The following is a 15,765-nucleotide window of genomic DNA, read 5'->3' as shown; positions in this document are numbered from 1 at the left end:
TTTTTGTCTATTAAAATATAAGTGAAACACAAGTGGTATAGCATAAAGCGCCACTACATTAAGTACCAGTAGAAAAAGACTTTTTGAGGCAAATTTATTAACACAGCATTAAGGTGCTAATCGCTCAATGTCCCATCCTTGTGGTGATTTTTGGTAGATAAAGCGATCGTGTAGACGATTTTCTCGTCCTTGCCAAAATTCAACAGAATCAAATGTCACACGATATCCACCCCAGAAACTCGGTAATGGCACTTCTCCATTTTGGAATTTCTGTTTTAATTCCAGAAATTTACTTTCTAATACGCCTCTTGCGGAAATGCGAGAAGACTGTTGAGAAGCCCACGCTGCAATTTGACTATCTTTAGGACGACTATGAAAATATTTAATCACTTCGAGTGAAGAGAGCCTCTCTGCTTTACCTAAAAAGCAAACTTGTCTTTCCAAGGGATACCAAGGAAACAACAGACTGATTTTTTGATTATGCTCTAAATGACTGGCTTTGCGGCTACCCAAATTGGTATAGAACACGAGCCCTTTTTCATCAAAGTGTTTTAATAACACGATACGTTGATAGGGTTGTCCATTTTCATCAACTGTGGCGACACACATGGCAGTAGGATCGCTTAAACGTGCTTCACAAGCCTGTTTTAGCCACTTTTCGAACAAGACTAATGGCTCTTCTGTTAATTCATGACGTCGTAATCCGCCTTTCATATATTCACGGCGTAAATCTGCAACATCAATAAAATCAAGTTCTGTCATTTTTCACTCTCTCTTTTGAGAAACTGCGTTCAGCATATCACGCTTAACGAGGATTTGTAGGGTAAATCGCCCCTAAAACGGTTTCTCTTGATGCCCCTGTTACAGAAGGCAAATTCCCTGATTCATTTGCGATAGTTCGAGCGGCTAACCAAGCAAATGCCAACGCTTCCATATCATCGCCACTTAAACCATATTTATCCGTTGTTGCGACTTCTGTACCTGGTAATAATGAAGCTAAACGATGCATAATTTGCCCATTTCTCGCCCCACCACCACAAACGAGTAAACGTTCACATCCACCGTTTAATTGGATCTGTTGCACAATACTTATCGCGGTTAATTCAACTAAAGTGGCTTGTACATCTTCAGGAAAAACATTAGGTACTCTTGCTAAATGGTAATTTAGCCATTGTGTATTAAAATATTCTCGCCCTGTACTTTTAGGTGCTGAACGCGAAAAATAAGGATCTGAAAGCATATCTTTCAATAAAGTTGCGTTTACAGTGCCAGTAGCAGCCCATTTACCATTATCATCATAGGGTGTTTGGTTATGGATCCAATTCCAGCTATCTAATAGCATATTTCCGGGTCCTGTATCGTAGCCTTTGACTGCAATACCAGGTAATAACAATGAGATATTGGCAATACCACCAATATTTAAAATAACACGTTTTTCAACAGAGTGTCCTAACACGGCAAGATGAAAAGCGGGTACTAAAGGTGCACCTTGTCCGCCATAAGCAATATCTCTGCGACGAAAATCACCAACTGTCGTAATTCCTGTTAGTGCAGCAACACGGTTGTTGTCACCAATTTGCATAGTAAATGGCATATCACTTTCTGGCTCATGCCAAACGGTTTGTCCATGACATCCTATCGCCGTAATATCACTCGCGCTAAGTTTTACTTTTGCGAGTAACTCTATAATTGCTTGCGCATAAAGTTCGCCCAGTTGGGCATCTAATAGGCCGATTTCATGCAAGGTAGTAGGTTGCCCTTGGCAAACAGCTAAAATTCGTTGGCGTAGTTTTTGTGGATAAGGCAGAAAGTGATTTTCTTGTTGTGCTACGAACTTATTATTGATTGCAGCTAATACAACATCAACACCATCTAAGCTTGTGCCAGACATCACGCCAATGTACCGCCCTGCTATCATGTTCTTTTCCTTATAATCAAGATGATGCAAATTTTTAACATATAATGTTATATTCTCTCTTTTCAGAAATCTCTTCTGTTTTTACGATCGGCCTTTACTATATAGTAAGCTATATATTATTAAAATCAGTGTCGACATACGCAAAAAACGAGCTATAACTGATACTAGATAACATTGGTATAATCTGAATAATTTACCTCAGATTTTCTTTAGGAGTGACTATGTTTAAGCATTTACTTATTGGTCTTTTTACAATGACTGTACTTACTGGTTGTGTGAATACAAATTCACTATCTGGTGACACTTATACCGCAAGCCAAGCAAAACAAGCTCAAAATATTACTTATGGTACAGTGGTTTCTGTGCGTGCAGTAAATATTCAAGCGGGTAGCGATGAGAATATTTTAGGCGCTATCGGTGGTGCCGTTCTTGGTGGTATGCTAGGTAACACTGTGGGGGGTGGTACAGGTCGTAATCTTGCAACAGCCGCGGGTGCAATAGCAGGTGGTATGGCAGGACAACAAGCACAAGGCGCTTTAAATACAACTAAGGGTGTTCAAATTGAAGTTCGTTTAGATAGTGGTAGAACTGTCGCTATCGTTCAAAAAGCAGATAATACTGTTTATAGCCAAGGTCAACGTGTTGCAGTTATTGGCAACGGAAATAACTTAACTGTTTCTCCTCGCTAATGAACAACAAAAAACAGGCAACATTAAAGTTGCCTGTTTTATTTTATGACTCAATAATAAGTAACCTAAAGAGAGAACGAATATATAATCTAGTTATGACAATTAGGATTATATAATGATTTTTGTTATATACTCGTCATATTTCAAATTTCAGTATTGTTGACATCGTTTACTCGCACCAGTGACATATTTTATATATCCCTAGTGACTCATTCACTTGTTATCTAGCTGAACATCAAATTATTTAGAGTATAGTTATCATCATGTCATTAATCTTATTTAAATAGAATATATATTAAATTTGAAATTATTAGTCATTTAATCTATTTATATTTTTTTCTAATTTTTGGATTGTACCTATTAGCCTTTCGATTTCGTCTAGTTGGATACCACCTAATATTTCTCGTCTCGTTTTTTCTATAACAGTATAAACCTCATTAATAAAAGGCTCAGATTCTTTTGTTAATTTTATACGTTTTGCTCTACGATCATTTGCACATGTATGCCGACATATCAGCTTTTTTTCTTCCAGTTGATCTAAGGTTCTCACTAAAGACGGTTGCTCGATCCCTATTGCTTTTGCCAATTGGATTTGTGACTGCTCTGGAGGTAATTGGCTGATATTGTACAAAGTAACCCAGTGGGTTTGGGTTAATTTTAATGGTTTGAGACGATGATCAATTAAAGCACGCCACAATCGAACTAAACGCGCTAAATCAGCTCCTAATGTTGATTCCACTTATCTCTCCTTAATTAGCATTTTCAGTCAACTTATTACAAAGTTTAGATATTCATTTTTAATACAATATTTACCTATTCTTTTTAATTAAAACATTACCTTTAATAACTAATATAGTTATAACCCTATTTATTAGATAAGTAATTATTTTCCAGATATAATTAAAGCTTTTCTTTCTAGCAAAGAAAGTTCATAAAGAATAACCTTGTTATAAAAACTAATCTATATTTTTTTACATAATAATTATTATTATTTTAAATCCAACACTAAAACCAAGAAAAAAACCATTCTTATCAATTGATTGCAAATAAAAATAGAGCAACAACACTTTAAAGTTATAACTTTATATTAATAAAGAAAAAATAATAAACCACATAACTACAATAAATAACAATAATGAATTAAAAAGATAGTTAATTATTATTTTAATATTAAAAAATAAGTAGCACATTTAAAATAAATTGAGTTGATCATTTTCTCTTTCAATTGAAGAACCCAGTTTTTTTAATGTTCTTAAATAACGTTGCTGACAAAGTCGTAATATATTTCTTTTCTCTTGTTGACTCATTATTGACCAATTAAACCGCTCTTGGCGACTGCGATAGCACCCAACGCAATATCCTTGCGCATTCATTTCACAACGCCCAATACAAGGACTAGGAATATCAAAAAATTCTAATTGTTCTTGCATTTGATTTTCCCTCCCTATTGTTTGTTACAATAGAGTATAGTTAATAGAGATATTATCTGCACAACATGATTTATTGAACTGTTAAAGGCGTAGTAAAATTGAACTTTAGGGCTTTAACGCGTTATAGTACTCCGCCATCAGTTTAACTGTAGGGTTTAATCATTAGAAAAACACAAGAGGTTTATATGCGAGTACTTCATACCATGATCCGTGTGGGCGATTTACAACGTTCTATCGACTTTTATACCAAGGTTTTAGGTATGCAACTTCTACGCACTAGCGAGAATGAGGAATATAAATACTCGTTAGCTTTTGTTGGTTATGGTGATGAAAGCACTGGTGCGGTTATCGAATTAACCTATAACTGGGGTGTAAACAGCTACGAAATGGGAACCGCTTTTGGGCATGTGGCATTAGGTGTTGATGATGTTTCCGCAACCTGTGAAGCCATTCGCCAAGCTGGCGGTAATGTTACCCGTGATGCGGGTCCAGTAAAAGGTGGCTCAACAATTATTGCTTTTGTTGAAGATCCTGATGGATATAAAATCGAGCTCATCGAAAACAAAAGTGCAAGTCACGCTCTAGGTAACTAATATTTATTAAAACCAGAAAGATAACATGTGTATCTTTCTGGCCTTACTGATTATCAATTTCCGATATTCTATTTTTATCGGATAAGTACAACTTAATGCCTGATATAAATAATCCCAATAAGCTTTGTAACCGTTTTCGGGGTTACTACCCTGTTGTCATTGATGTTGAAACAGGTGGATTTAATGCGAAAACAGACGGTTTACTTGAAATCGCCGCCATTACACTAAAAATGGATGAGCAAGGTTGGCTAAAACCTGATAACACATTACATTTTCATGTTGAACCCTTTGAAGGGGCTAATTTAGAGCCAGCAGCCTTAGAGTTTACAGGTATTGATCCAACTAATCCTTTACGTGGCGCAGTCAGTGAATATGAAGCCTTTCATGCCATTTTTAAAATGGTACGTAAAGGAATGAAGGATGCAGATTGTAATCGCGCTATTATTGTCGCTCATAATGCAAATTTTGATCACAGCTTTGTGATGGCTGCTGCTGAGCGTGCTGGATTAAAACGTAATCCTTTTCACCCTTTTGCCACCTTTGATACAGCGGCTTTAAGTGGATTGGTATTAGGGCAGACAATTTTGGCTAAAGCCTGCATCACTGCTGGCATTCCCTTTGATAGCAAATTAGCGCACGGTGCATTATACGATACTAATCGCACATCATTACTTTTTTGTGAATTAGTTAACCGTTGGAAAAAGCTTGGTGGATGGCCATTGCCTACACCTTGAAACTATGATTTCGCTGATACATTTATGAATAACAGAAAAAAGCCCGTTCATCATTGAACGGGCTTTTTTATCGAAGATCTCATTATTTTATGCGTTTCAATACCGACACAATAAAAATTAATTACTGTGCTTCTTCTTCACCACGGTATTTATCAGCAGTCTCTTTTAATAACTTCTGTAATTCACCGCGCTGATACATTTCTAAAATAATGTCACATCCACCGACTAATTCACCATCTACCCATAATTGTGGGAAGGTTGGCCAGTGTGCATATTTTGGTAGCTCTGCACGAATATCTGGGTTTTGCAAGATATCAACATACGCAAAACGCTCACCACAAGCAGAAATAGCTTGAACTGCCTGAGCAGAAAAACCACAACTTGGTAATTTTGGTGAACCTTTCATGTATAAAATAATTGGGTTTTCATTGATCTGGCGTTCAATTTTTTCAATAGTCGTCATTTGTAAGTCCTTACAGCCTTTTATATTCGATATGCTTTATAGGGGAAAACATGAAAGAAGAATACCACTTTATATTAGAAACCTCTATATAAGTTTAGTTCTCGATATAAAACAATAAGTTGGTATTAATCTATGAGATTATTGATGAGAAAAAACACAATAAAGCATAAAAAATAAATCAATACGTTACCGATGGTTATGAGTGTGTTTTATCCTATTAGCTCCCCTTTTATTTTTGCAGTTTTTCCTTTCTTAATTTTAAGAGCATTTTTTCTTCACTTGATTTTAAAGTATATGAAGCACTGCTTTATTATTAAATGAAATAACAACGGCTTTAGTTTTACATCAAAATCAATATATTAAATTTCATAATCTATACATTAAGATAAAACGCTACTTTATTAAAAGGATATAATGTATATAAATAAATTTGTTATAAACCTTGATGAGTATTAACTATGGATATGATTTTGCTGTTTCTTTTAGTGGGATGTATCACTGGCTTTTTTGCTGGACTACTTGGCATAGGAGGCGGTGCAATCATTGTTCCGGTAGTTATGTATGTAGTGAGTCAACAAGCTATCCCAACAGATATGGTGATGAAAATTGCCTTATCTACCTCGTTCTCTGTCATTATATTTTCCACAGCATCTTCAGCGTATTCCCATAACAAACATAAAGCCATTTTATGGCAGCAATTTCCTCTATTATCCATCGGCACTATCATTGGTATGCTTGTTGGGACATTTTTGGTACAAAAAATGTCAAACACGATATTGCAAATCGTGTTCTGTATTTTCATGGTATATACCATCTATGGATTATTAACTAAAAAGAAAGAAGCAGAACGCATAGAAAACGTGAAAGATCCTGTTGTTTCAAAACCAGCGTTAACCAGTGGTGGCTCTTTAATTGGCTTTATATCCAGCTTTATCGGTATTGCTGGTGGGACTATCACCATTCCTCTTTTAAGTCATTGGGGATTTAATACACGCAAATGTATTGCAACCTCTTCAATGATTGGTGTCATCATCGCTTCCATAGGCACAATCATGGGTATTATCTATGGTTGGAATCAAACAAATATTGATGACTATTATTTAGGCTTTGTTTACTTACCTGCCTTTATTGGAATAAGCATTACCAGCATTCTCTTCGCCCCTGTCGGTGTAAAAGTTGCTTATCGCCTACCTATTCCAAGAGTTCGCCAAATATTTGCATTATTCCTATTCTTAGTCGTAGTGAAAATGATGTATACACTGATGATAGAGTAAGCAAAAAATGCAACAATCAGAGGATATAGGCTCTGAACACAGTCAATATTTTACTGCTTTACGAGTTGCTCTGTGGGATATACTCTTATGAGTATAATTAATCTATATGGCTTATAACTATAGATAAAAGATATTTAGCTGTTATTTCAGCAGATTTTTGTTAAAATAATTAGCAAAATAGTAACAACTTAGTGATTCATTTGCCTCATTCTATCAATTCAAATGATTTTGATGGAGTGATTTCAGGCACAAAACCCGAAATAGATAGTTTAAAGGAGTACGCAATGTCTTTCGAATTACCAAAATTACCTTATGCGTTAGATGCTCTTGAGCCACACATCTCTAAAGAAACTTTAGAATATCACTACGGCAAACACCACCAAACCTACGTAACCAATTTAAATAACCTGGTTAAAGGTACTGATTTAGAAAGCAAATCCTTAGAAGAAATCATCAAATCTACTGATGGTGGTATCTTTAACAATGCAGCTCAAGTATGGAACCACACTTTCTACTGGAACTGCTTAGCACCAAACGCAGGTGGCGCACCAACAGGTAAAGTTGCTGATGCTATCAACAAAGCATTCGGCTCTTTTGAAGAGTTCAAAAAGCAATTTAATGATGCGGCAGCTAAAAACTTCGGTTCAGGTTGGACTTGGTTAGTTAAAAAAGCAGACGGTTCAGTTGCAATTGTTAACACGTCTAATGCTGCTACTCCAGTTTCAGGCGCAGACAAACCTCTGTTAACAGTAGACGTATGGGAACATGCTTACTACATCGACTACCGTAATGCGCGCGTTAAATATTTAGAAGAGTTCTGGGCACTGGTTAACTGGTCATTTGTTGAAGCTAACCTTGCTTAATTGAGCTTGATAATCAAAGGTGAGTGATTGAGATTCATTTTTGGTGACAAAATAACAAAGGGCCTTGAGCCCTTTGTTATATTCAGATATTCGATAATTTATTATTTAAATTGATCGGATATTCTATAAAGCAGTGATTAGAACAACATAGTCGAAAATAAAACAATCATAACAAGCGCTGCTACTGCTGTACTCAAACCAAATTTCAGATCCGTATCCATCTATTTCTCCCTCAAAATGATTATAATACACTTTTTTAACCATAACCTTGTCATGGTTAATTATTATCACATATCAAAATTTGCTAAAATAGCGACTAGTGCACAATTTATAACATTGATTAATACTTTCACTTTTGAGCTAGATCATACAAAATTCACAGCTAATCGCTAAATTATTGCCAGTGTTTGCCCTATGTATGACTATACTGGCAGTTAAACCATAAAATTAGATAAAAGAGACCAATGAAGGTCAGGAGTTTTCCACACCATGGCAACAATAAAAGACGTGGCAAAACGCGCAGGCGTATCAACCACGACTGTTTCTCATGTGATCAACAAAACACGTTTTGTTGCTGAGAACACACGGGCAGCAGTTTGGGCCGCTATAAAAGAATTAAATTATTCGCCTAGTGCCGTTGCGCGTAGTTTAAAAGTCAATCACACCAAATCTATTGGCCTGTTAGCCACGTCCAGTGAAGCTCCTTACTTTGCTGAAGTGATTGAAGCTGTTGAAAATAGTTGTTATAGCAAAGGCTACACACTGATTTTATGTAATTCACATAATAACCTCGATAAACAAAAAGCCTATTTAGCGATGCTGGCACAAAAACGTGTTGATGGGTTATTAGTCATGTGTTCTGAATACCCCGATCACCTTCTGTCACTGTTAGAAGGCTATCGTAATATTCCAATGGTTGTCATGGATTGGGGTAAGGCGCGTGGTGACTTTACCGATACGATTATCGATAATGCTTTTCATGGTGGTTATATTGCAGGTCGTTACCTTATTGAACGAGGTCATCGTGATATTGGTATTATCCCTGGTCCATTAGAACGTAATACCGGTGGTGGTCGCTTACAAGGTTTCTTAAAAGCCATGGAAGAAGCAAAAATCACAGTAAAAGATGAGTGGATTGTACAAGGCGACTTTGAGCCAGAATCTGGTTATAAAGCCATGTATCAGATGTTAAATCAAAAACATCGCCCTACTGCTGTTTTTTGTGGTGGTGATGTGATGGCAATGGGCGCAATTTGTGCCGCTGATGAGCTAGGTTTACGTGTTCCTTTCGATATTTCCATTGTGGGTTACGACAATATTCGTAATGCGCGTTATTTTACGCCAGCATTAACCACAGTCCACCAGCCAAAAGAGCGTTTAGGTCAAATGGCTTTGTCAATGTTGCTTGATCGCATCGTCAATAAACGCGAAGACGCCCAAACAATCGAAGTTCATCCACGATTAGTTGAGCGCCGTTCAGTTGCTGACGGTCCTTTTATTGACTACCGTCGTTAATTCAGATTTATTCGGCTATCTGATTTCTAGCGAAGCCATTCCTCATTTAAGGTTTGGCTATCTCCAAGATAATCTAACAACCATGTCAAAGCGGGTGATTCACTTTTATCGACCCACGTCAGGCAGCATGGGCTGTCTGGCAATGGTTGTGCCAGTTGTAAAGTAACCAGCTTACCTTGTTCAATTAAAGGTTCAGCACGATGCCAAGGCACCATTCCTACGCATAATCCCGCTAACAAACATTCAAGCCCCATATCCCATGTCGGAACAACCATTCTACGCTGATTATTTAGCGCCCAAGTGTCACGCTTTGGTAAACTGCGTGAAGTATCTTCTAAGCATAAACTTGGATAAGGTCGCATCTCATCATCCATTAATGGATGTTGTGCTTTCGCTAAAGGGTGATCAACATGACAAACACAGCGCCAAGGCATAAATCCCATATCTCTAAAACTATAACGTTCACCAATTGGTGAGGCTCTTGTTGCACCAATCGCTAAATCAACACGACCATTAACTAAGGAGTCCCATACGCCATTGAACACTTCAGGGTAGACATACAGCTCAATATCAGGAAAATGGCGGTAGAAATCGAGAATAAGTTGTTGTGTTCTTTCAGGTTTAACAATGCCATCAACTGCTATACTAAATTGACCACGCCACCCATTAGAAACTTGTTGACAAAGATGTCTAGTGTCATTCATTTTTTTGATAACAGATCGTGCTTCTTTGATGAAAATTTTACCTGCATCGGTTAATTCTACATCACGGTGACGGCGCTCAAACAAAGGAACGGCAAGCCATTCCTCTAATTGCCGAACAGTGTAACTAACGGCGGATGGCACTCTGTGCAATTCTTGAGCAGCGGAGCTAAAACTTCCTGTTCTTGCAACTGCATCAACAACTTCTAAAGAGTATTCTGACCACATAGAGTTTATTCCTTTGAAAATTTTTCACAGCATTAACCAAATATTCCCGTTTCACAAGTAAAATAAGTCTTAGTTACAATACATAAAATGTTCTACATCACATAGCATAGAAAATAAAATGAATTCTAAAACTTCCACACAATCAAAAACACCTATGAGCTTTATGGTGTACCTAGCGGGTTTGAGTATGCTAGGTTACTTAGCTATTGATATGTACTTACCTGCATTTGGTATGATGCAGCGTGAGCTCTCTATCAGCGAAGGTGCTATTAGTAATAGCTTAAGTATCTTTTTATTTGGCTTTGCTGTTGCTCAATTACTTTGGGGACCACTTTCTGACAAAGTCGGTCGTAAACCTATTCTACTTATTGGTTTAAGCCTTTTCTCTTTAGGCTGTCTTGGTATGCTGTGGGTTGAGAGTGCAACTGGCTTACTTGCTATGCGCTTCCTACAAGCTTTCGGCGTCTGCTCTGCGGCTGTTATTTGGCAAGCTCTTGTCATCGACCGTTTTGATGAATCTCGCGCTCAGCACGTTTTTGCTTTAATTATGCCACTGGTTGCATTATCACCAGCACTTGCGCCTTTAATCGGTGCATCATTATTAGATCACGGTGGCTGGCGTATGATTTTCATGGTGTTAATGGCTGTAACATTAGTTCTAATGTTACCGACATTAATGCTAAAAAACATTAAACAAAAATCAGTCACTGATGAAAACCAATCTACCGCTTCATTTACGACTTTACTAAAATCCCCTCTCTACACAGGTAACGTATTGGTTTACGCTTCTTGTAGTGCAGGTTTCTTTGCTTGGTTAGCTGGCTCACCAATCATTCTTGAAAAGATGGGCTACTCTCCACAGGATATCGGTTTAAGTTATATTCCACAAACTGTTGCATTTATGGTGGGTGGTTATGGCTGTCGTATTTTACTGTCAAAAATGGCAGGTAAAACGCTACTGCCACTGTTGTTAATTGGTTATGCTGTCAGTATGACTGCATTATACCTTGTTGCTAAATTTACTGAGCCAACATTAACGACTATTTTAATTCCATTCTGTATTATGGCTGCAATGAATGGTGCATCTTATCCAATCGCAGTATCTAATGCTTTATCCGCTTACCCTGAAATTAGTGGTAAAGCAGCTGCGTTACAAAATGCACTTCAACTGGGTCTTTGTAGCTTAGCGAGTTTTATTGTGTCCGCATTTATCAGCCAACAACCGCTGATTAACACCACGGCAATTATGGCGTTAACAGCAATTCCAATGGCGGTTGGCTACTTTATTCAGCGCAATAAATCTGTTACCAAGCACACGGTTCAAACCGCAGAATAATCGCCCCCTTATTTTAAGAATCATCTTAAAAAGGCCATTTTATAAAAATGGCCTTTTTCTTTTCTAGAGAAAAACATTCTACGTCTCTATACTTACTCATACGCTGTAATAGCGTTTTATTTATTTTTCTTTCGGATTTTGAGACATTAAACAGATTATTTGCTGATTATGTCAGATTAGTTGTTTTATTAATTCTATTCGTTCAATTCATACTGAACACAATACCATTTTAATACTATCAATCTGTACACATCCTTTCTTAGCTTTATGTTTCAAAACCCGCTTAGTTTACGCGGAGAGTATATGAGTACATCTTGTGTAGAAGAAGGCCGAAAGACCTCCAACGATCCTTATAAAAAGATCGCAACAGAACTGTTAGCTCACGCTGATATTCGAGTTAATGGCTCAGAACCTTATGATATTCAGGTTCATAATCAAAATTTTTATAAAAGAGTATTACAGCAAGGCTCATTAGGTCTCGGCGAAAGTTATATGGATGGTTGGTGGGATTGTGAGCGACTAGATATATTCTTTCATAAAGTTTTACGTGCTGGTCTTGAAAATAAGCTTCCACAAAATCTACGTGATCTTTTCAAGATTGCAACAGCCCGCCTTTTTAATCTGCAAACACAAAAACGCGCATGGATGGTAGGTAAAGAGCATTACGATCTTGGTAATGATCTATTTACCGCCATGCTTGATCCTAATATGCAATATTCCTGTGGTTACTGGAAACATGCAGATAATTTAGCCCAAGCCCAAGAGCATAAATTAGATTTAATTTGCCGAAAATTAGATTTAAAGCCAGGTATGACCTTATTAGATATTGGTTGTGGCTGGGGTGGACTAGCAGGCTACGCAGCCAAATACTTTGGCGTATCTGTTACGGGTGTCACTATTTCTGTTGAGCAACAAAAACTGGCACAAGCTCGATGCCAAGGACTTGATGTTAATATTATTCTAGAAGACTATCGTGATTTACATGAAAAATTTGATCGCATAGTTTCAGTGGGGATGTTCGAACACGTTGGGCCTAAAAATTATGCAACTTATTTTGATGTAGTTCGTCATAATTTAAAAGAAGATGGTCTGTTTTTATTGCACACCATTGGTTCTAACCGCGATAAAGTGAATGTAGATAGCTGGATAAGCAAATATATCTTTCCTAATGGGTGTTTACCGTCTATTCAAAAAATTGCTCATGCAATGGACAATAAATTTGTGATGGAAGATTGGCATAACTTTGGCGCTGATTACGATAAAACATTAATGGCATGGTATCAGCGTTTTTTAGCGTGTTGGCCAAGTATTGAATCTAACTACACACCGCGTTTTAAACGTATGTTTAGCTATTATCTTAATGCCTGTGCTGGCGCATTTCGTGCCAGAGATATTCAGTTATGGCAAATAGTGCTAAGCCCTAAAGGCCATATTGGCGGTTTACAGATCCCTCGTTAATTATTTTTTTCTAACAAGAGAAAAGCCAGTTTGATTGATAAACTGGCTTTTTCTTTGGTTCTCTTTTAAGAACAACAACATTAATCATTAATTGTGTGAAGCTTGTTCTTCATTTTCAATTTGTTGTGTTGCGAATAAAGCTTGTTGCTGTGCTTGTTGTGCCATAACGCGCTCTACTGTATCGACAATCGCTTGAGTTTGAGGATCAAGCTCAATATTGACTTTATCACCAAGGCGCTTACGACCTAATGTCGTTCTATCTCGAGTTTCTGGAATTAAATGGACACAAAAACGGTTATTAACCACATCGCCCACAGTTAAGCTTATTCCATCAATACCAATAAAACCTTTGTGTAAAATATACTTCATTAATGCTTTATCAAAAATACGAAACCATATTTGTAGATTATTTTCTGAGGTAATAATTTTGGCAACTTCAGCCGTTGTTACAATATGACCAGACATCACATGCCCGCCAATTTCATCACCATACTTAGCCGCACGTTCAATATTTACTTCGGAGCCGACTTTTAATTCACCAAGGTTAGTTAAACGTAATGTCTCTTTCACCAAATCAAAGCTAATATGTGTACCTTCAATTTTAGTGACCGTTAAACAGCAACCATTATTTGCAACAGAAGCACCTGTTTCTAAATTGCCGACTAACTCGCTGGGTAATTCAATGATATGGGTACGAAAATCGCCTTTATCTTCGATAGCAATAACCCGCCCTTTTCCCTGAACAATACCTGTAAACATCTTACATCTCCTTGGATCGATAAACTGGTAAACTCAATTTAGGTTTATGCTATTAAGGATAACATAGCTCGTATTAATACAAAGGAACAATTATCGCATTTATTCCTTATCGATTATTGCCGTTAAATATATCGTAAAAACACCTAATAAATTATCAAAATTCTGTGCTTGAAAAGCTAAACTTCTTTCGTTGCTAATTAAACTTTTATCATTAGAATAAGCGGTCTTGAGGATCTCTTTACGTCATTTTAACAATACGACGTTTGTTCTCTTCCTTTCCTTTCGTTTTCTTATAATAAATAAAGGTGTATGCGTGCAGAAGTACATAAGAGAAGCGCGTAGCTTACTTGCTCTCGGTATCCCCGTTATCATCGCGCAATTTTCCCAGACAGCAATGGGTGTGGTTGATACTGTCATGGCGGGTGCTGTAAATGCCACAGAAATGTCGGCAGTGGCAGTAGGTACGTCTATTTGGTTACCAACGATTTTATTAGGCCAAGGCATATTAATGGCATTAACCCCAATCGTTGCACAATTAAATGGTTCAGGACAACGAAAACACATTGCTAATCGTACACAGCAAGGTTTTTGGCTCGCCACTTTCTTATCAATCATGGTAATTGCTATTCTTTATAACAGCCGTTTTATTATTGAAGCGCAACATGATATCGAACCGGAATTAGCCGAAAAGGCCATTGGATTTATTCACGCCATTATGTGGGGTGCGCCAGGTTGCCTTTACTATCAGGTACTAAGAAGCCAATGTGAGGGATTATCTAAAACAAAACCCGGCATGATAATTGGTTTTATTGGCTTATTAATTAATATCCCTGTTAACTATGCGTTTATTTACGGTAAATTTGGCGCACCACAATTAGGGGGTATTGGTTGCGGTGTTGCAACGGCCTCTGTTTTCTGGGCAATGTTCTTAATGATGCGTTATTACGTGCGTCGAGCACCGACACAACGTGATGTTATGCCAAAGAAACGTTTAGTAAGTCCTGATTTCCACACGATAAAACGTATTACATTTTTAGGATTACCCGTTGGTTTAGCCTTATTCTTTGAAGTAACACTCTTTGCTGTTGTTGCATTATTAGTTTCACCTTTAGGCGTTACTGCGGTTGCTAGTCATCAAATAGCACTTAACTTTAGTTCCCTGATGTTTATGTTCCCTCTGTCATTGGGAATAGCGGCAACAATCCGTGTTGGTCATAACTTAGGACAACGCTCCACAGAACAAGCCCGCACTTCAGCCATTACAGCACTTGCTGTTGGGCTAATGTTGGCAAGTTGTACTGCGATTTTCTCTATCATCTTTAGAGAAAAAATCGCATTAATGTATAACGATGATATTGAAGTGGTGACATTAGCATCTCATCTTATGTTATTCGCTGCGCTTTATCAGTTATCAGATTCTGTGCAAGTTATTGGCTCAGGTGTATTAAGAGGTTATAAAGATACCCGCTCTATCTTCTTTATTACCTTTATTGCCTACTGGGTAATTGGATTGCCTTCTGGTTATATCTTAGGGCGTACTAATTACGTTGTTGAAGCGATGGGACCTGCTGGTTTCTGGATTGGCTTTATTCTAGGTTTAACTGCCTCAGCAATTATGATGGGTTCCCGTATTTGGTGGATCCAACGCCAATCTGATGAAGTGGTGTTATTACGCTCAGAGCGTTAAAGATAAACAGTTATTTAGGCAAGGGAATGACACAAATATCAACAAATAGCTTTAAATACGAGCAGTTGAATATAAATTTGTGTTTTTCCTCTTGCCAGAATCGAATCATCTCGTTAA

The 15,765-nt window shown here is 37.4% G+C and carries 17 protein-coding genes; 9 read left to right on the top strand and 8 right to left on the bottom strand.

All coding sequences use genetic code 11. The features are described from left to right. Nucleotides 1-108: 108 nt before the first annotated feature. Nucleotides 109-762: a pyridoxamine 5'-phosphate oxidase gene (gene pdxH / locus ACNART_RS00730; protein ID WP_109372409.1), complete on the bottom strand. Its 654-nt coding sequence runs from the start codon at nt 760-762 to the stop codon at nt 109-111. A 43-nt stretch (nt 763-805) separates the two neighbouring features. Then, nucleotides 806-1,918, bottom strand: a complete 1,113-nt coding sequence (gene anmK, locus ACNART_RS00725; protein ID WP_198619593.1) for an anhydro-N-acetylmuramic acid kinase — start codon at nt 1,916-1,918, stop codon at nt 806-808. A 221-nt stretch (nt 1,919-2,139) separates the two neighbouring features. Between anmK and ACNART_RS00720 the strand changes: the two genes are divergently transcribed. After that, nucleotides 2,140-2,607: a glycine zipper 2TM domain-containing protein gene (locus ACNART_RS00720; RefSeq protein WP_075672187.1), complete on the top strand. Its 468-nt coding sequence runs from the start codon at nt 2,140-2,142 to the stop codon at nt 2,605-2,607. A 310-nt stretch (nt 2,608-2,917) separates the two neighbouring features. Here the strand turns inward: ACNART_RS00720 and slyA are convergent, their stop codons facing one another. Together slyA and ACNART_RS00710 are read right to left on the bottom strand one after the other, a co-directional pair. After that, the gene (gene slyA / locus ACNART_RS00715) at nt 2,918-3,346 is read right to left on the bottom strand and encodes a transcriptional regulator SlyA (protein ID WP_196533262.1); all 429 of its coding nucleotides are present in this window, start codon (nt 3,344-3,346) and stop codon (nt 2,918-2,920) included. A 451-nt stretch (nt 3,347-3,797) separates the two neighbouring features. Next, complete coding sequence (locus ACNART_RS00710) at nt 3,798-4,037, bottom strand: DUF1289 domain-containing protein (RefSeq protein ID WP_198619594.1); 240 nt, start codon at nt 4,035-4,037, stop codon at nt 3,798-3,800. Nucleotides 4,038-4,222: 185 nt separating this feature from the next. On the opposite strand from ACNART_RS00710, the gene gloA reads away from it, so the two are divergent. Both gloA and rnt read left to right on the top strand, forming a co-directional pair. Beyond that, nucleotides 4,223-4,630, top strand: a complete 408-nt coding sequence (gloA, locus tag ACNART_RS00705) for a lactoylglutathione lyase (RefSeq protein ID WP_198619595.1) — start codon at nt 4,223-4,225, stop codon at nt 4,628-4,630. Nucleotides 4,631-4,725: 95 nt separating this feature from the next. After that, nucleotides 4,726-5,364, top strand: a complete 639-nt coding sequence (rnt, locus tag ACNART_RS00700; protein ID WP_075673239.1) for a ribonuclease T — start codon at nt 4,726-4,728, stop codon at nt 5,362-5,364. 121 nt (nt 5,365-5,485) lie between these two features. Here rnt and ACNART_RS00695 read toward each other — a convergent pair whose 3' ends face one another. Further along, entirely contained in the window at nt 5,486-5,827 is a 342-nt protein-coding gene (locus ACNART_RS00695) for a Grx4 family monothiol glutaredoxin (protein ID WP_006537039.1), read from the bottom strand. Between the two features lie 458 nt (nt 5,828-6,285). Between ACNART_RS00695 and ACNART_RS00690 the strand changes: the two genes are divergently transcribed. Together ACNART_RS00690 and sodB are read left to right on the top strand one after the other, a co-directional pair. Beyond that, nucleotides 6,286-7,101 (top strand): sulfite exporter TauE/SafE family protein, encoded by an 816-nt coding sequence (locus ACNART_RS00690; RefSeq protein ID WP_109372413.1) that lies wholly within the window; start codon nt 6,286-6,288, stop codon nt 7,099-7,101. Between the two features lie 284 nt (nt 7,102-7,385). Continuing rightward, nucleotides 7,386-7,964, top strand: a complete 579-nt coding sequence (gene sodB, locus ACNART_RS00685; protein WP_109372414.1) for a superoxide dismutase [Fe] — start codon at nt 7,386-7,388, stop codon at nt 7,962-7,964. Between the two features lie 137 nt (nt 7,965-8,101). Here sodB and ACNART_RS00680 read toward each other — a convergent pair whose 3' ends face one another. Continuing rightward, the gene (locus ACNART_RS00680; RefSeq protein ID WP_103004765.1) at nt 8,102-8,185 is read right to left on the bottom strand and encodes a YnhF family membrane protein; all 84 of its coding nucleotides are present in this window, start codon (nt 8,183-8,185) and stop codon (nt 8,102-8,104) included. A gap of 268 nt (nt 8,186-8,453) precedes the next feature. On the opposite strand from ACNART_RS00680, the gene purR reads away from it, so the two are divergent. After that, on the top strand, nt 8,454-9,479 hold the full coding sequence (purR, locus tag ACNART_RS00675) for an HTH-type transcriptional repressor PurR (RefSeq protein ID WP_198619596.1): 1,026 nt from the start codon (nt 8,454-8,456) through the stop codon (nt 9,477-9,479). Nucleotides 9,480-9,505: 26 nt separating this feature from the next. Here the strand turns inward: purR and punR are convergent, their stop codons facing one another. Beyond that, nucleotides 9,506-10,408 carry a DNA-binding transcriptional activator PunR gene (punR, locus tag ACNART_RS00670; RefSeq protein ID WP_198619597.1) on the bottom strand — a complete coding sequence of 301 codons (903 nt, stop codon included), beginning with the start codon at nt 10,406-10,408 and terminating at the stop codon, nt 9,506-9,508. Between the two features lie 118 nt (nt 10,409-10,526). Here punR and punC point away from each other — a divergent pair, with 118 nt between their 5' ends. Both punC and cfa read left to right on the top strand, forming a co-directional pair. Then, on the top strand, nt 10,527-11,744 hold the full coding sequence (gene punC, locus ACNART_RS00665; RefSeq protein WP_198619598.1) for a purine nucleoside transporter PunC: 1,218 nt from the start codon (nt 10,527-10,529) through the stop codon (nt 11,742-11,744). Nucleotides 11,745-12,047: 303 nt separating this feature from the next. Continuing rightward, nucleotides 12,048-13,202, top strand: coding sequence for a cyclopropane fatty acyl phospholipid synthase (cfa, locus tag ACNART_RS00660; RefSeq protein WP_198619599.1), 1,155 nt, complete (start codon nt 12,048-12,050; stop codon nt 13,200-13,202). An 87-nt stretch (nt 13,203-13,289) separates the two neighbouring features. Here the strand turns inward: cfa and ACNART_RS00655 are convergent, their stop codons facing one another. Next, nucleotides 13,290-13,961: a riboflavin synthase subunit alpha gene (locus ACNART_RS00655; RefSeq protein ID WP_196533266.1), complete on the bottom strand. Its 672-nt coding sequence runs from the start codon at nt 13,959-13,961 to the stop codon at nt 13,290-13,292. 313 nt (nt 13,962-14,274) lie between these two features. Between ACNART_RS00655 and ACNART_RS00650 the strand changes: the two genes are divergently transcribed. After that, nucleotides 14,275-15,648 carry an MATE family efflux transporter gene (locus ACNART_RS00650; protein WP_160230322.1) on the top strand — a complete coding sequence of 458 codons (1,374 nt, stop codon included), beginning with the start codon at nt 14,275-14,277 and terminating at the stop codon, nt 15,646-15,648. Nucleotides 15,649-15,765: the final 117 nt, after the last annotated feature.

The sequence above is a fragment of the Proteus sp. LHD240705 genome, assembly GCF_047921555.1.
Taxonomy (GTDB): Bacteria; Pseudomonadota; Gammaproteobacteria; order Enterobacterales; family Enterobacteriaceae; genus Proteus.
Note: the sequence above shows the minus strand (reverse complement) of the source record. Positions and strands in the feature narration are given on the sequence as shown.

Excerpts from the sequence above, each read along its gene's own strand:
- ACNART_RS00690 (WP_109372413.1), top strand. The coding sequence starts at position 6,286 with ATGGATATGATTTTGCTGTTTCTTTTAGTGGGATGTATCACTGGCTTT.
- anmK (WP_198619593.1), bottom strand. The coding sequence starts at position 1,918 with ATGATAGCAGGGCGGTACATTGGCGTGATGTCTGGCACAAGCTTAGAT.
- punR (WP_198619597.1), bottom strand. The coding sequence starts at position 10,408 with ATGTGGTCAGAATACTCTTTAGAAGTTGTTGATGCAGTTGCAAGAACA.
- ACNART_RS00680 (WP_103004765.1), bottom strand. The coding sequence starts at position 8,185 with ATGGATACGGATCTGAAATTTGGTTTGAGTACAGCAGTAGCAGCGCTT.
- purR (WP_198619596.1), top strand. The coding sequence starts at position 8,454 with ATGGCAACAATAAAAGACGTGGCAAAACGCGCAGGCGTATCAACCACG.
- sodB (WP_109372414.1), top strand. The coding sequence starts at position 7,386 with ATGTCTTTCGAATTACCAAAATTACCTTATGCGTTAGATGCTCTTGAG.
- ACNART_RS00720 (WP_075672187.1), top strand. The coding sequence starts at position 2,140 with ATGTTTAAGCATTTACTTATTGGTCTTTTTACAATGACTGTACTTACT.
- rnt (WP_075673239.1), top strand. The coding sequence starts at position 4,726 with ATGCCTGATATAAATAATCCCAATAAGCTTTGTAACCGTTTTCGGGGT.
- ACNART_RS00710 (WP_198619594.1), bottom strand. The coding sequence starts at position 4,037 with ATGCAAGAACAATTAGAATTTTTTGATATTCCTAGTCCTTGTATTGGG.
- pdxH (WP_109372409.1), bottom strand. The coding sequence starts at position 762 with ATGACAGAACTTGATTTTATTGATGTTGCAGATTTACGCCGTGAATAT.
- ACNART_RS00655 (WP_196533266.1), bottom strand. The coding sequence starts at position 13,961 with ATGTTTACAGGTATTGTTCAGGGAAAAGGGCGGGTTATTGCTATCGAA.
- gloA (WP_198619595.1), top strand. The coding sequence starts at position 4,223 with ATGCGAGTACTTCATACCATGATCCGTGTGGGCGATTTACAACGTTCT.
- punC (WP_198619598.1), top strand. The coding sequence starts at position 10,527 with ATGAATTCTAAAACTTCCACACAATCAAAAACACCTATGAGCTTTATG.
- cfa (WP_198619599.1), top strand. The coding sequence starts at position 12,048 with ATGAGTACATCTTGTGTAGAAGAAGGCCGAAAGACCTCCAACGATCCT.
- ACNART_RS00695 (WP_006537039.1), bottom strand. The coding sequence starts at position 5,827 with ATGACGACTATTGAAAAAATTGAACGCCAGATCAATGAAAACCCAATT.